The following is a 15509-nucleotide window of genomic DNA, read 5'->3' as shown; positions in this document are numbered from 1 at the left end:
GGTACCCGGGGGCGCAGCCCCTGGCGCCTCAGGGGGACGTCGGGGCGGAGTTCTTCGTGTCCTGGGGGGTGCCGTCCTCGTCGCCCGACGTGGCCGCCCACGTCCCCACCCCGGCCGCCGCGACCAGGATCACCGCGGCCACGCCCAGGACGACACGCCGCCGCCGGGTGGCCGCCCGGTGCCGGGCGGAACCGGGACGGGGGGCGCCCGCGGCCCGGGGCGCACGGGCGGTGCCCCTCGCACCCCCGGCCAGCTCGTCCGGTGCCGGCACCCGCATCGAGGTGTGCGTGTCCCGGTTGGAGCCGGCCGGCTTCGCACCCGGCACCAACGGCACCGCGCCCCGTCGTACCGGCGCCGAGGCCACCGGCTCCTCCGGGGGCTGCTCGGCGCCCTCCTCCTCGGCCTCGCCGTCCGGCTCGTCCACGTCCAGCGGCGGCATGCCCGTCAGCATCGGCAGCAGCTCCCGCAGCCGGGCCCCGAGCTCGGAGGCCCGCAGCCGGGACGCCGGCGCCTTGGCGAGGCACTGCACGATCAGCTGCCAGAGCTCGTCCGGGATGCCGGGGAGCGGGACGACGGTCTCCGTGACATGGCGGCGCAGGACCGCCCCGGGGTGGCCGCCGCCGAACGGCGTGAAGCCGGCCAGCAGCTCGTACAGGACCGTCGCCAGCGCGTAGATGTCCACCGAGGCGCGCGGCGGCAGTCCCTCCACGATCTCCGGCGCCAGGTAGTCCGGCGTGCCGATGATCTTCGTGGCCCGGGTCCGGCGCGGGGAGTCGATGAGCTTGGCCACCCCGAAGTCGGTCAGCAGGGCGGGGTGCGAGCCGCCGGGGCCGAGCGGGCCCTGCATGTCCAGGAGCACGTTCTCCGGCTTGACGTCGCGGTGGACGACCCCGGCCGCGTGCGCCGCCGCCAGTCCGTCGGCCACGTCCGCGACGATCGCGACGGCCGACTCGGGCGCGAGCCGCTTCTCCCGGTCGAGCCGGGTGCGCAGGTCGGTGCCCCGGACGAGGTCCATGACCAGCGCGAGGTCGTTGCCGTCGACGACCAGGTCGCGGACGGAGACCACGTGGGGGTGGTCCAGGCCGAGCAGGGCCGTGCGCTCCTGCACGAAGCGACCGACGAGTTCCTGGTCGGACGCCAGGTCCTCGCGCAGCAGCTTGACGGCGACGGGGCCCTCGGGCCCCTCGCCCAGCCACACCGTGCCGGCGCTGCCCCGCCCCAGGATCTGGTGGGCGGTGTACCGGCTGCCGATCTTCCGTGCCAAGGCTGCTCCTACGGACGCGTGTTGGCGACAAAACTACGCGCCGGAAGAGCCAACCTTCACCGCGGAGACGGAAATCACCCGCTGGGTGTCGACAAATCCCCAGAGTCGCCCCGGATTCGACGGTTCCTACTGGCCGGAGGAGCTCCCGCTCAGGTCCCCGATCCAGCCGGACACCGTGTCGTACATGTCGCCGATCTGCTGCCAGTAGCTCTTGCCGGTGCCGATCCACTCCTGGAGCGGGCTCAGTTCCCAGATCAGCCAGCTCGCGACGAACAGGATGATGATCGTGAACAGGCAGCCCTTGAGGCAGCCGAGCCCGGGGATCTTCATCGGGTTGGCGCTGCGCTGCCGCGGCTCACGGGGCTCGCGGGCGGGACGCCGCTGCGGCGGTTCCTGGTGCGGGGGCGGCGCGTACCGCTGCGGCTGCTGACGGGGCTGCTGCTGCGGGGCGTACTGCTGTGGCTGTTGCTGCTGCGGATGGCCGTAGCCGCCGGGCTGCGGGCGCTGCGGGGGGCGCTGCTGCGGCTGTTGCTGCGGCCGGGCGACCTGGCGCTGGGGACGGCGGCGCAGCGGGTCCTGGCCGGGGTCGAGGTACTGGACCTGCGTCGGTTCGTTGCGGTCGCGGGCGGCGCGCAGCTGGTTCTGCCAGGGGTGCGGGTCCTCGGGCCGGCCCGGCTGCTGCCCCTGCGGCATGACGGCGGTGGGGTCGGCGGCGCCGAAGGACTCCCCGACGCCACCGGGGCCGCCCGGACCACTGGTGTGGGGCAGCACGCTGGTCGCGGCGTTCGGGTCGTAGGCGTTCGGGTCGTAGCCCCCCGCGCCGTGCTGGAGCACCTGGGTCGGGTCGGCGGAGCCGGGCACGCCCGGGACGGCCGCCGGGGCCGGGTCGGGGGCCAGCAGCGTGCCGACCGCCTCCGCGGCGGCGATCTGCGCGGAGTTCGCGTGCACGCCGACGCCCTCGGCGACGGTGCGCAGGGCGCGCGCGAGGTTCTCGGCGCTGGGCCGCTCCTCGGGGTTCTTGCGCAGACAGCGCTCGATGACCGTCCACAGCGGGTCCGGGACCGTGGAGGGGCGGCGCGGTTCGGCGCTGAGGTGCTGGTGCAGAACTTCGAGGGCCGAGCCTCCGCCGAACGGGGGACGGCCGGTGACCAGCTCGTACATCAGGATGCCGGCGCCGTAGATGTCGACGGCGGAGGTCTGCGGGCGGCCCTCGGCGGACTCGGGCGCGATGTACGCGGGCGTGCCGACGAACTCGTGCGTGCGGGTCAGGCCCGGGGAGTCGGCGAGGCGCGCGATGCCGAAGTCGGTCAGCATCGGGTGCATCTGGCCGCCGTACTGCTTGAGCAGGACGTTCGCCGGCTTCAGGTCGCGGTGGACGACGCCGTCGGCGTGGCTGACGCCGAGCGCGTCGGCGATCTGGGCGGTGAGCAGCGCGGCGCCGACGGGCGAGAAGGGGCCGTTCTCCCGCAGGTAGCGGTGCAGGTCGGGGCCCTCGACGAGGTCCATGACCAGGGCGAGCAGATCGCCCTCGACGACCAGGTCGCGCACCCGCACGATGTTCGGGTGGGTCAGCCGGAGCAGGACGGAGCGCTCCCGCAGGAACCGCATCACGATGTCGGGGTCGCTCGCGAGCTCCTCCTTGAGGACCTTGATCGCGACGGTCTCTCCGGGCTGGCCCTGGACGGCCGCCTCGGCTCCCGCGGTCTCGCGCTGGCGGGCTCGCCAGACCGTCCCTGTGGCGCCGCGTCCGAGCGGCTCCTCCAGGAAGTACTTGCTGCCTACCGGCCGCACGTCATGCGCTCCCTGCTGCTGGCTTACCTGGTCCCTACACCGGGGTCCGGCGTGCTATGGGCGTTCCGACCCACTGTAGTGCCGTGGTCCGGAGCACCGGAGTCTCGTCTTTCTGTGCGTCTTACGTACCGCGTCCCGTGCCCGTTCGAAGGAAAGACGCTCGACTCGATCCCGTTGGTTGCCCGAGTCGGGCGTGACCGATCTCAAGTGGTCACCGATCAAGCACTGGTCAGGCACTTTTGCGGGCAGAGCCGACCAATCAAGATCATTTGGTGCCGGGCGGCGGGCGCGTTGTCAGTGGCAGGTGCGAGGATGCTCCCGTACTGGCCGACGTGCTCGTGGTGGTGGGGGAAGTCCGCGGTGGGGGACCGCTGAGCGGCTTCGTCCCGGTTCCCGGGCGCCCGCGCAGAAGGGACCGCTGACGGCGATGCAGATCCGGCTGACCGTCGTAGACCCGCTGGGCCCGCCCGACCGGCCCCAGGGCCGGACCGCGAGCTGCGACGTGCTGGTCACCGCGCCCGCGGGCACCGCCCTGGCCACGGTGGCGTCGGCGCTCGCCTCGGCCGTCCCGGCCGACGCGGGCACCCCCCTGGAGCGGAGCCGGGAGGTCGGCGGCGGCCCGGTCGTGCTGTACGCCGGTGCGGAGCGGCTCGACGCCCAGCGCTGCACCCTGGGCGAGCCCCCGCTGATAGACGGCGCCGTGCTGTCCCTCGGTGCCCCCGGCGAGCCGGAGGCCCACCCCGAGCTGGACGACGCGCCGACCCAACTCCACGTGGTGGCCGGGCCGGACGCGGGCGGAGTGCACCTCCTGCACGGCGGCCGGATCCACATCGGCCGCTCCGCCGACGCCGACGTCCCGCTCGACGACCCCGACGTCTCCCGGCTGCACTGCGCGGTCACGGTCGGCACCGACGGCCGTGTCTCGGTCGCCGACCTCGACTCGACGAACGGCACCTCGCTGGACGGCACGCGGGTGGGTACCCGCCCCATCCGGTTCGCCCCGGGCGCGCTGCTGCGGATCGGCGAGTCCGCCCTGCGGCTGACCCCGGCGGCCGGCCCGTCCGCACGCGTGCGGACGACCCCCGACGGCGAGGGCCAGGTCCGGGTGCCCCACGAGGGCGACAGCGCGGACGGCCCGACACCGGCCCCCGCGCCCGGCGGCCCACCGGCCCCCACCGGCAGGACCCATCACGCGTACGGCACGGCGGGCTGGGGCGCCGCCGGTACCTCGGGCCCGCAGGACCACGACCCTGCCCCACCGTCACGCGTCGTACCGGACCAGGGCGGGGCACCCCACATCGAGACCAGGGGCGCGCGGTCCTACGACCGGACGACCGCCGTACCCCGCGACGGCACCGGCCCCGGCGACAGCGGCGCGACCCACGCGGGGCGGTTCGGCCTGGGCGTGGCGGACGGCGCCGGGAACCTCGGCCAGACACGTGAACGCCCCTCCGACACGGCCGCACCGGCCGGCGGACGCCCGCCCTCGGGCCCCTTCGGGGCCACCCCGCACGAGGGCGAGGGCGAGGGCCATGTCCGCAGCCGCGACGAAGGCACCCACCCCGGCGAGACCGACCACGACAGCGCAGCCGCCTCCGACCCGGGCCGCCGCAAGGGAACCCCGCTCCGGGGGACCGACGTACCGCCCGGCGTGCGCAGGCGCGGCGGACTCTCGGCCTGGGCACGGCGGCTGACCGGCGGGCGGGGCGAGCCGGAGACGGCCGGCCAGGAGGCGTACGACGAGGCGGAGGACAACGACTCCCCCGCGCCGGACCCGGCCCCCCTGGCCCCGCCGTCCCAGGCCCCCGAGACCTGGCCGGACCCGGCGGCGCTGCTGCTGACCGCGCTGGGCCCCGGACCCCGGCTGTGGGAGCGCGACCCCGCCCACCCGGAAGCGCTCACGGTCCGGCTCGGTACGGCGGACCGGGCGGCGCCCGACGGCTCGGGCCTGCTGCCCGCCGTCCCGGTGACCGCCGATCTGCGCGAGGCCGGGGCACTGGGGCTGGCCGGACCGCGCGAGCGGCTCGCCGGGCTGGCCCGCGCGGTCGTCGCCCAGCTCGCCGCGCTGCACTCCCCCGACACCCTGGAAATCGTCCTGATCAGCGCGGACCGCTCCCGTCCTGTGGCCGCGCGCACCGCCGAGTGGGCCTGGCTGGGCTGGCTCCCGCATCTGCGCCCCGGACACGGACAGGACTGCCGACTCCTCCTCGCCTACGACCGCGAACAGGCCGTCGCCCGCACCGACGAACTCCTCCGCCGTCTGGAGGACCACCTGACGGAGACACCGGCCGGAGCGCGGCCCACGCGGGCGCACACCGACCGAGGGCCCGGCTCCGGCACACCGAACGGCACACAGCAGGGCGCCCGGCCCGGCGCACCGACCGGAGAGCACGGCTCCGCACCCCGAGGCGGGTCCTCGCACGTCACGGCCGACGCCGCCGTCCCCGCGGCCCGGCAGGCCACCTCGTCGTTCGGCCCCGGCACCGGCGTCCCCCGGCCTCGCGGTGCCGCCCACCGCCCCTCCTGGGCCCACGAGGAGACGGGACACGAGGGCGGCGGCTTCACCGGTCCGTACACCGTGGTCGTCGTGGACGGCGATCCCGGCGGTGCCGCCGTGCGCGAGGCCGTGGCGCGGCTGGCCCTGGAGGGCCCGCAGGCCGGCATCCACGTCGTGTGTCTCGCCGAGACGGCACCCGCCTCGCCCGCCTCTCCGCTGACGGAGACCTACGAGGCGGCCTGCGCGGCGGCGCCGGCCTTCCGCGAGTGCGGTGCCGTGGCCCTGCTCAGCGGCGATGTGGCCACGGCCCTGCGGCTGATGCGGGTGGCCCGGTCGACGACGGCTCCCGCGGATCCGTCCGCCTCCGCCACCCCGGCCGGTCCGGTGGGCCACGGCACCGTCGCCGCCGTGGACGCCGTCTCCCTCGCCTGGGCCGAGCGGTTCGGCCGGGCGCTGGCCCCGCTGCGGGCGGAGGGCACCGGTGAGCGCCACGCGCGCGTGTCGGCGCCGCTGCCCCAGGCGGCCAGGCTGCTGGACGAGTTGGGGCTGGCCCGCGCCACCCCGGCGTCGCTGATGACCCGTTGGGCGGACGCGGCCGACGACACCGAGTCGCTCGGCGGCCGGGCCTGGGCCGTGCTCGGTGCCGGACCCCGTGGCCCGGTCTGCGCGGACCTCGCGCTGGAGGGCCCGCACCTGCTGATCGAGGGGCCGTCGGGCAGCGGCCGTACCGAACTGCTGCGGGCCGTCGTCGCCTCGCTCGCCGCCGCCGAGCGCCCCGACCGGCTGAGCGTGGTGCTGATGGACGGCCGGGACAGCGTGGGCACGGACGCCGGCGGACACGGCGAGGGCCTGCGCGTCTGTACGGACGTACCGCATGTCACCACCCATCTGACGGCCAACGACCCGGTGCGCATGCGGGAGTTCGCGCAGTCGCTGAGCGCCGAGCTGAAGCGGCGCGCTGAGTTGCTCGGGCGGTCCGACTTCGCCGAGTGGCACACCGGGCGCGAGGTCTCGGGCCGTCTGGTCACCCAGCGGACGGCCGCGGCCCGCGGCGCGGCCGGCACGTCGTCCGGCGCCGCGGAGCACACCGGGGACCTGGACACCCCGACCAGCCGCACCATCCGGCTGCGACCGGCGGCCTCCCGGCCCCGTCCGGAGGCCGTACCGCCGCTGCCGCGCCTCGTCGTGGTGGTCGACGATCTGGACGCGCTGGTCTCCCCCGCGCTCGGTTCGCCGGGCAGGCCCGCGGCCGGCTCGGTGATCCGCGCCCTGTTGGCCGTGGCCCGCGAGGGCGAGCGCCTCGGCGTCCACCTGGTGGCGGCGGCCGGCGTCAGCGGGCGTACGGCCGCGTCGGATCCGGCCCGGCTGGCCACCCTCCGCGTCACCCTGGACGCCCCGGCGCCGGGACCCGACGAACCGGCGCCCGGGCGCGGCCGGCTGACCGGGGCGGACGGCCGGACCACCCCCTTCCAGGGAGGCCGCGTCACGGGCCGTATCCCCCGCACGGCGACCCTGCGCCCGACGGTCGTCCCCCTGGAGTGGGACCGGATGGGTGATCCCCCGACCCGCCGCCCGGTCCGGGAACTGGGCAACGGCCCGACGGACCTGGCACTGCTGGCGAGCGCGGTGGAGCGGGCGGCACGCGAGGTCGCGGCGACGGAGGTGCCCTCCCTCCTGTAGTGCCGGTCGGGCGCCTGGTCACAGGGGGGTCACGATCCCCCGGTTGACAGCGGACGCGCCCTTGCCGACCCCAACCCCCCGGGCGTAGACCAGAGCGCACGGGACAGATGGCACGGGACAGCGCTCGCACGTTCGACGAGGCACGAAGAACGGGGAAGTGATGCGCAGCATCAGCAGAACCAACCGGAACCACAGGGCCGCACGAACCGCAGCCGCCTTCCTGGCGGGAGCCCTCGCGCTCTCGCTCACCGCCTGCGGTGGCGACGACGACAAGGGTGGCGACGACGACGCCACGGGCAAGGAGACCGGCACCACGGTCACGCTTCCCAAACTGGACGGCAAGAGCCTGGAGGTGGCCGCCGTCTGGAGCGGCGCCGAACAGGCCAACTTCAAGAAGGTGCTCGCGGAGTTCGAGAAGCGGACGGGCGCCAAGGTGACCTTCGTGCCCGCGCAGGACCCGATCGTCAACTTCCTCGGTTCGAAGATCGCGGGCGGCCAGCCGCCGGACATCGCGATGCTCCCGCAGCCGGGCGCCATCCAGCAGGCCGTGGACAAGAAGTGGGCCAAGCCGCTGGGCGCCGCGGCCCTCAAGGAACTGCGGGAGAACTACTCCCAGGGCTGGCAGGACATCGGCACGATCGACGGCAAGCCGTACGGCGTCTACTACAAGGCCGCCAACAAGTCGCTGATCTGGTACAACGCCAAGGTCTTCGAGAACGCGGGGGCCACCGAGCCCAAGACGTGGGACGAGCTCCTCACCGCCGCGCAGACGGTCTACGACTCCGGTGTCACGCCGTTCTCGGTGGGCGGCGCCGAGGGCTGGACCCTCACCGACTGGTTCGAGAACATCTATCTCTCCCAGGCGGGCCCGGACAAGTACGACCAGCTCGCCAAGCACGAGATCAAGTGGACGGACCCGTCCGTGAAGGACGCGCTGACCACGCTGGCGCAGGTCTGGGGCAAGAAGGACTACGTCGCGGGCGGTGCGGCCGGCGCGCTGCAGACCGACTTCCCGGCCTCGGTGACGCAGACCTTCACCGGCGGCGACCAGCCCAAGGCGGGCATGGTCTACGAGGGTGACTTCGCGCAGGTCAACATCGTCCAGGCGGGCGCGAAGGTCGGCACGGACGCGAAGGTGTTCCCGTTCCCGGCCGTCGGCGCCGACGCGCCCGTGGTCTCCGGCGGCGACGCCGCGGTGATCCTGAAGGACTCCGAGGCGGCGCAGGCGCTGGCCACCTTCCTCGCCTCCCCGGACGCGGCGACCGTCCAGGCGAAGCTCGGCGGCTATCTCTCGCCGAACAAGAACGTGGCGGACTCGGCGTATCCGAACGCGGTGCAGCAGAAGATGGCCAAGGCGCTGATCGCGGCCGGTGACGACTTCCGCTTCGACATGTCCGACCAGGCCCCGCAGGCCTTCGGCGGCACCCCCGGCAAGGGTGAGTGGAAGGCGCTGCAGGACTTCCTGAAGAACCCGAAGGACATCGCCGGCACCCAGCAGAAACTGGAGGCCGACGCGGCGGCGGCCTACGGCGGCTGACGCCATGACGTCCGCCACGGCGGCAGGGGGCACTCCGCCCCCTGCCGCGGCCAAGTCGCGCAAGAGTGTGACCGGCACCCGCAAGACCGTGGCAGCGCTGTTCCTGCTGCCCGCTCTGGTGCTGCTGGGCGCGCTCGTGGTCTACCCGATCGGGTACTCGGTCGTCCGCAGTTTCTACGACCAGTCCGGCGACGGTTTCGCCGGATTCGACAACTACCAGGCCCTGTTCACCGACGACGGCATCCGCACCGCCCTGAAGAACAACGTCATCTGGGTGGTGTTCGCCCCGACGGTCGCCACCGCGCTCGGTCTGATCTTCGCGGTGCTGACCGAACGGGTGCGCTGGGGCACGGCGTTCAAGCTGGTCGTCTTCATGCCGATGGCGATCTCCATGCTGGCGGCGGGCATCATCTTCCGGCTGGTCTACGACCAGGACCCGGACAAGGGCGTGGCGAACGCGGTGTGGGTGGGCGTCCACGACACGTTCGCCGAGGCCTCCGCGTTCCCGAAGGCGCACCCGGGCCGTGAGTCGCCCCTGCAGGCGGCGGGGGGCGGCTTCGTCACGAAGTCGACGGTCGGCACCGGCGACACCGTCACCCTTCCCCTGGTGGGCGTGGCCCCCGACCAGATGCCCGGCGACGCGAAGAAGGCCGTGGCACCGCGGGCCGATCCGGCGAAGATCACCGGCACCACCTGGCAGGACTTCACCCGCGGCAAGGGGGTGGGCACCCTCGGCGCACCGGATCCGACCGAACTCGGCTATCCCGGCATGAGGATCGAGGCAGTCAAGGACGGCAAGGTCGTCGAGTCCACGAAGGCCGCCGCCGACGGCACGTTCACCCTGTCCGAGAAGGCCGACGGGGCCCGGCTGCGGCTCCCGGCGAGCAACTTCAAGGAGGCCTACAACGGCCTCGACTGGCTCGGCCCGTCGCTGGTCACGCCCTCGATCATCGGCTCGTACATCTGGATGTGGGCGGGGTTCGCGATGGTGCTGATCGCGGCCGGTCTGGCCGGGATGCCCCGGGAACTCCTGGAGGCGGCCCGGGTGGACGGGGCGAACGAGTGGCAGGTGTTCCGCAGGGTCACGGTGCCGTTGCTCGCGCCGGTCCTCGCGGTCGTCGCCGTCACCCTGATGATCAACGTCCTGAAGGTCTTCGACCTGGTCTTCATCATCGCCCCGGGCTCCTCGCAGGACGATGCGAACGTCCTCGCGCTGGAGCTGTACCGCAAGGGCTTCTCCGAGGACCAGCCGGGCGTCGCGAGCGCCATCTCGGTGTTCCTGCTCCTGCTCGTCATCCCGGTGATGTGGTTCAACATCCGCAGGCTCAGGAGGGAGGTGCGGCGATGACCACCCATGCCGAAAAGGTCACCGGGACGGCGCCGGTCGACGGCGCGAAGCCCAAGCAGTCCCTGGGTTCGCGCCTCGCCGAACGGGCCAGTGGCGGTCTGGTGCAGTTCTTCCTCGTCCTCGTCGGCCTGTTCTGGCTGGTGCCGACGATCGGTCTGCTGCTGTCCTCGCTGCGCCCGCCGCGCGAGATGACGGCGAGCGGCTGGTGGGAGGTCTTCTCCCAACCGTCCCAACTCACCTTCGACAGCTACGACAAGCTCCTGCAGAACAGCGACATCACCAACTCGCTGGTCAACACCGTGCTGATCACGGTCCCGGCGACGGTGCTGGTCGTCGTCATCGGCGCGCTCGCGGGATACGCGTTCGCGTGGATGGAGTTCCCGGGCCGGGACTGGTGGTTCCTGGGCGTGGTCGGCCTGCTGGTCGTGCCCGTGCAGGTGGCGCTGATCCCGATCGCCGAACTCTTCGGCAAGCTCGGCCTGTTCGGCTCGGTGTTCGGTGTGGTGCTCTTCCACACCGGCTTCGGGCTGCCGTTCGCGGTGTTCCTGCTGCGGAACTTCTTCGCGGAGATCCCGCGGGAGCTGCTGGAGGCGGCCCGGCTCGACGGGGCCGGTGAACTGCGGCTGTTCCTGCGGGTCGTGATGCCGCTGGGCGGGCCGGCCATCGCGAGTCTGGGCATCTTCCAGTTCCTGTGGGTGTGGAACGACATGCTGATCGCGCTGGTGTTCTCCGACTCGGGCAGCCAGCCGATCACGGTCGCCCTGCAGACGCAGGTCCGTCAGTTCGGCAACAACATCGACGTCCTGGCGCCCGGCGCGTTCATCTCCATGGTGATCCCGCTGGCCGTGTTCTTCGCGTTCCAGCGGCAGTTCGTGTCGGGCGTGATGGCGGGCGCGGTCAAGTAGGCGGTACGGAAAGTCACTTGAGGGGCGGACCACACCGGTCCGCCCCTTTCGTGGCCTTCGCCCCCTCGCCGCCCCGTCGCCGTCCCGCCACCGTCCCCCACATGCCGTAACGGATCGTAACCGAATCACTCCATCGGCCGTTCCCGGGCAGAACGCCCGCGCCGACCCATGGATGTCCACCTTGCCCAGGTTCAGTGTCATCGTCCCCGCGTACCAGGTCCAGGCGTACCTCCACGCATGCCTGGACTCGGTGCTCTCCCAGTCGTATCCGGATCTGGAGCTGATCGCGGTCGACGACGGCTCGCCGGACGCCTGCGGCGCGATCATCGACGAGTTCGCGGCCCGCGACCCGCGCGTACGGCCCGTGCACCTGCCGGAGAACCAGGGGCTGGGCGCGGCCCGCAACGCCGGACTGCGCGTGGCGACCGGCGACTACCTGGTCTTCCTGGACGGCGACGACACGCTCACCCCTCACGCGCTGCGCGCGATCGCCGACCGGCTGAAGGAGACCGGCGAGCCCGACGTCCTGGTCCACGACTACGCGCGCGTCGACTGGTCGGGCCGCACCGTCCGCAACCAGGCCGCCGTCCAGCTCACCGAACGCGGCCCGGCGCCCTTCACCCTGGAGGACCGGCCGGGCCTGCTCAAGCTGCTGACGGTGGCGTGGAACAAGACGTACAGCCGGGAGTTCGTCGAGCGCGAGGGCTTCACCTTCCCGTCCGGCTTGTACGAGGACACCCCGTGGACGTACCCGGTCCTCATGGCGGCCGAGTCCGTCGCGACCCTGGACCGGGTCTGCGTGCACTACCGGCAGCGCCGGCGCGGCAGCATCACCCGCACCACCACCCGCCGCCACTTCGATCTCTTCGAGCAGTACGACCGGCTCTTCGCGTACGTCGAGCAGCGCCCCGAACTCGCGCGCTGGCGGCCGGTGTTGTTCCGCCGCATGGTCAACCACCTGGCCGTGGTCTTCGCCCACCCCGAGCGGCTGCCGCGCGAGGCGCGGGCCGACTTCCTGCGCCGGGCCCGCGCCCACTGCCGTACGCACCAGGCCCCCGGCCACCCGGTCCCGCTGCGTTCCCGGCTGCGGCACACCCTCGTCCAGTGGGGCATGCACCGCACCTTCCGCACCCTGCAACGAGGGTCGGCGCTGCGCCGCCGTACCGGCGGGGCCGCCGCCGGTCTGCTGAGGTCGCTGCGTACCGGGGCCCTGCGGCTCCACTACGGCGTGCAGCGGCGGCTCCCGCTGCGGGCCGACCGTGCCGTCTTCGCCGCGTACGACGGCCACGGCCACGGCTGCAACCCGGGTGCGCTGGAGACCGCGTTCCGCACGCACGCCCCGCACATCCGGACGACCTGGGTGGCCCGCCCCGAGCACCACCACACGATCCCGACCGCGACCCGCCGGGTGCGCCCCGGTTCGGCCGCCTACTGGACGGCGCTGGCCCGCTCCACGTACCTGGTCGGCAACACCGACTTCGATCCCCGGCTGGTCAGGCGCCCCGGGCAGATCCTCCTCCAGACACAGCACGGCACCCCGCTCAAGCACATGGGCCTCGACCTCCAGGAGCGCCCGGCGGCGGCCCGGGGCACGGACTTCGCCGAGCTGCTGCGGGGCGTCGACACCTGGGACCACGTCCTGTCCGCCAACCGGCACTCCACGCTGACCTGGGAGCGGGTGTTCCCCGGCCGCTACCGCACGCTCGAATACGGCCAACCCCGCAACGACGTCTTCCAGCAGGCGACCTCCACGGACGTGGCGCGGCTGCGCGAGAGCCTCGGCGTCCCGGAGGGCTCGGTCGCGATCCTGTACGCGCCCACCCACCGCGACCACCGCCGCAGCCAGCACACCGCCCTGGACCTGGAGCGGGTGCTGCGCAAGCTCGGCCCGCGCTTCGTCGTCCTGGCCCGCGCCCACCACGCGTACGGCGAGCCCCTGAGCGGCGAGATGCCCCAGGTCGTCGACGTCAGCGCGCATCCGAACGTCGAGCAGCTCTGTCTCGCCTCGGACGTCCTGGTCACCGACTACTCGTCGATCATGTTCGACTACGCCAACCTCGACCGCCCGATCGTGCTCCTCGCCGACGACCGCGAGGCCTACGAGGCGGCCCGCGGCACCTACTTCGACCTGCGCGGCTTCCCGCCGGGCGCCGTCGCGCGCAGCGAGGACGAGCTGATCGACATCTTCGCCTCCGGCCACTGGCGCGGCTCGCGCTCGGCGCAGCTGCGGTCCTCGTTCCGCGAGCGGTTCTGTCCGTACGACGACGGACGCGCCGCCGAGCGGGTCGTCCGCCATGTGGTGCTGGGCGAGGACGAGTCGGCGCTGCCGCCGGTCGTGCCGCTCGCCGAGCGTCACCCGGTGCCGTCCGCGGCGGCGGGGCTCGGCCGCTCACCGCTGGCCAGCGTGGAGCGGTCCGCCACGCCACGCTGGGCCGCCGTCGACAGCCTCTGAACGCCGACAGCGTCTGATCGCCGTCACCGCCACGGGAGTCCGTATGCCCTCCAGTCCTTCACGGCCGACCCCGACCCGGCCGTCCACCTGGCGTCCGGCGGGACGACCCGGCCGCGGCCCGTCGGCGTCCTCATGAGGCCGCGCACCTGGGTGCTGGCGCTGGCCGCGGTGTTCGCCGTGCTCCAGCTCGCGAACGTCACCGGCCGGGACACCCCCGACACCCGGAACTACCTGTCGTACGCCCTGGACCTGCGCGGCGACGGCAAGCGGGAGGCGGCGGCCGCGACCATCGACTACGCCTGCGCGGGCCGGGCGTCGGCGGCGTACCGCAGGCAGAAGGTGGACGTGGTGCGCTTCCACGCCCCTGATCCCCGCCCCCGGGTCGTCGCGGAGTGCCGGGCCGCGGCCTGGCGGGAGGTGGACGCGCGGCTGCGGGCCGGGCAGAGCGGCGGGCACACCGCGCCGTTCAGTTCGGAGCGCTTCCTGCGGATCTTCGAGGTGCGGCCCGGCTACCCGGTGTTCCTGCTGCCGTTCCTCACCGTGTTCGGCGTGACGTGGGGGATGTGGGCGGCGGGTGTGGTGATCACGGTCGCGGGCGGGATCCTGGCGTTCCTGATCCTGCGCACCCTCTCCGTGCCGGTGCCGCTCGCCCTCACCGGTCAGGCGCTGTACTACGTCCTGCCGTGCGGGGCGACCGCCATGCGGCCCATGACGGAGGGCCTGATGCTGGCGCTGACCCTGACCGCGGTGTGGGGGTGCGCGCTGGTCCTGCACCGGCACCGGACGCGCGCCGGCCTGGCGCTGGTGGGCGGCTCACTGGCCGGGCTGTTCACGGTGAAGCACTCGCAGGCCCTGTTCCTGGGGCTGTGCCTGGCGGGCGCGGGCGCGGTGGTGGTCCTACGGCGGTGGCGGCGGGGCCGTGACGCGGGCCGCGGGGTCGTGGCGCTCGGGGCGGCGGGCTGCGGTGCCGTGGTCGGGACGCTGCTGCTGGCGAAGGTGCTGCACTATCCGTCCATGTCGGAGAGCGTTCAGGATCTGCTCGCCAACCACTTCACCTCGCCCGACCGGACCCGTCCGTGGCCGGAGTTCCTGCATCTCCAGGCGAACTTCTGGACGGAGTGGCTGCGCCGGCAGCTGTGGCAGCCGCTGTTCGCGGCGGCCCTGGCGGCCGGTGCGTGGGGGGCGCTGCGGGGGCGCCGCCGGGCGTTCGGCGGGTTCCTGGTGGCGGCGGCGGGCACCGGGATCCTCACCCAGGCCGGGCACCCCGACATCAACATCTGGGGCGACCGGCTGATCGTGCTGGCCTGGCTGCTGCCGGTGGTGGGGATCCCGCTGCTGCTGGAGCGGGTCGTCCGGGAGCCGGTGACCCTGCCCGCGCAGGACCGCGCCGAACGGGCCCACTCGATGCGCTGAGGACGGCCGGGCCATTGCCCCGACGGGGGCGCGGGGGCGGTCCTCCCGTGCTCACGCACTACCGCGCGAACCTCGGGCGCCCGCCGCCACCGGGTGCCCGTGAGGGCGGCGGTGGAGCGGGCGGAGCCGGAGGGGTGGCGGGACTACTCGATGACGAGGTCGACCTCGATGTTGCCGCGGGTGGCGTTGGAGTAGGGGCAGACCTGGTGGGCCTGCTCGACCAGCTTGCGGCCGGTCTCCTCGTCCACGGTGTCGGGAAGCTCGACGCGGAGGGCGACCTTGAGGGCGAAGCCCTCACCCTGCTTGCCGATGCCGACCTCGGCGGTCACGGCGGCGTCGCTGACGTCGACCTTGGCCGCGCGGCCGACGAGGCCGAGGGCGCTGCCGAAACAGGCGGCGTAACCGGCGGCGAACAGCTGCTCGGGGTTGGTGCCCTGGCCGTTGCCGCCCATCTCGACCGGGATACCGAGGGCGAGGTCCAGCGTGCCGTCGGAGGAGACGGCGCGGCCGTCCCGGCCGTGGGTGGCGGTGGCGACGGCGGTGTAGATCGCGTCCATGGAAATCCATCCCTCTCAAGTCACGTCTCGGCGGCCGGTCCGGCTGCCTTGCGGGTTCAAGTAGA

The 15509-nt window shown here is 73.7% G+C and carries 9 protein-coding genes; 6 read left to right on the top strand and 3 right to left on the bottom strand.

Translation table 11 applies throughout. The features are described from left to right. Positions 1 to 28: 28 nt before the first annotated feature. Positions 29 to 1264 carry a serine/threonine-protein kinase gene (locus ACZ5VD_RS00175; RefSeq protein WP_468552876.1) on the bottom strand — a complete coding sequence of 412 codons (1236 nt, stop codon included), beginning with the start codon at positions 1262 to 1264 and terminating at the stop codon, positions 29 to 31. Positions 1265 to 1390: 126 nt separating this feature from the next. Next, on the bottom strand, positions 1391 to 3055 hold the full coding sequence (locus tag ACZ5VD_RS00170; RefSeq protein ID WP_468552875.1) for a serine/threonine-protein kinase: 1665 nt from the start codon (positions 3053 to 3055) through the stop codon (positions 1391 to 1393). A gap of 427 nt (positions 3056 to 3482) precedes the next feature. Between ACZ5VD_RS00170 and ACZ5VD_RS00165 the strand changes: the two genes are divergently transcribed. The 6 genes from ACZ5VD_RS00165 to ACZ5VD_RS00140 all read left to right on the top strand — a co-directional run bounded on the left by ACZ5VD_RS00165 (position 3483) and on the right by ACZ5VD_RS00140 (position 14887). Then, positions 3483 to 7232: an FHA domain-containing protein gene (locus ACZ5VD_RS00165; protein WP_468679765.1), complete on the top strand. Its 3750-nt coding sequence runs from the start codon at positions 3483 to 3485 to the stop codon at positions 7230 to 7232. Positions 7233 to 7392: 160 nt separating this feature from the next. Next, a complete protein-coding gene (locus tag ACZ5VD_RS00160) occupies positions 7393 to 8769 on the top strand; it encodes an ABC transporter substrate-binding protein (protein WP_468552873.1) in 1377 nt (458 codons plus the stop codon). A gap of 4 nt (positions 8770 to 8773) precedes the next feature. Beyond that, entirely contained in the window at positions 8774 to 10117 is a 1344-nt protein-coding gene (locus tag ACZ5VD_RS00155; protein ID WP_468552872.1) for a carbohydrate ABC transporter permease, read from the top strand. Next, complete coding sequence (locus ACZ5VD_RS00150) at positions 10114 to 11022, top strand: carbohydrate ABC transporter permease (RefSeq protein WP_468552871.1); 909 nt, start codon at positions 10114 to 10116, stop codon at positions 11020 to 11022. The genes ACZ5VD_RS00155 and ACZ5VD_RS00150 overlap by 4 nt, the downstream gene beginning before the upstream one ends. Positions 11023 to 11203: 181 nt before the next feature. Then, positions 11204 to 13474, top strand: a complete 2271-nt coding sequence (locus ACZ5VD_RS00145) for a bifunctional glycosyltransferase/CDP-glycerol:glycerophosphate glycerophosphotransferase (protein ID WP_468679763.1) — start codon at positions 11204 to 11206, stop codon at positions 13472 to 13474. Positions 13475 to 13606: 132 nt separating this feature from the next. Then, positions 13607 to 14887 carry a hypothetical protein gene (locus ACZ5VD_RS00140; RefSeq protein ID WP_468552869.1) on the top strand — a complete coding sequence of 427 codons (1281 nt, stop codon included), beginning with the start codon at positions 13607 to 13609 and terminating at the stop codon, positions 14885 to 14887. Between the two features lie 143 nt (positions 14888 to 15030). Here the strand turns inward: ACZ5VD_RS00140 and ACZ5VD_RS00135 are convergent, their stop codons facing one another. Continuing rightward, positions 15031 to 15444: an organic hydroperoxide resistance protein gene (locus tag ACZ5VD_RS00135; RefSeq protein WP_468679761.1), complete on the bottom strand. Its 414-nt coding sequence runs from the start codon at positions 15442 to 15444 to the stop codon at positions 15031 to 15033. Between the last annotated feature and the right edge of the window lie 65 nt (positions 15445 to 15509).

Source organism: Streptomyces sp. NPDC032822 (assembly GCF_055578825.1).
Note: the sequence above shows the minus strand (reverse complement) of the source record. Positions and strands in the feature narration are given on the sequence as shown.

Excerpts from the sequence above, each read along its gene's own strand:
- ACZ5VD_RS00160 (WP_468552873.1), top strand. The coding sequence starts at position 7,393 with ATGCGCAGCATCAGCAGAACCAACCGGAACCACAGGGCCGCACGAACC.
- ACZ5VD_RS00135 (WP_468679761.1), bottom strand. The coding sequence starts at position 15,444 with ATGGACGCGATCTACACCGCCGTCGCCACCGCCACCCACGGCCGGGAC.
- ACZ5VD_RS00140 (WP_468552869.1), top strand. The coding sequence starts at position 13,607 with ATGAGGCCGCGCACCTGGGTGCTGGCGCTGGCCGCGGTGTTCGCCGTG.
- ACZ5VD_RS00150 (WP_468552871.1), top strand. The coding sequence starts at position 10,114 with ATGACCACCCATGCCGAAAAGGTCACCGGGACGGCGCCGGTCGACGGC.
- ACZ5VD_RS00155 (WP_468552872.1), top strand. The coding sequence starts at position 8,774 with ATGACGTCCGCCACGGCGGCAGGGGGCACTCCGCCCCCTGCCGCGGCC.
- ACZ5VD_RS00165 (WP_468679765.1), top strand. The coding sequence starts at position 3,483 with ATGCAGATCCGGCTGACCGTCGTAGACCCGCTGGGCCCGCCCGACCGG.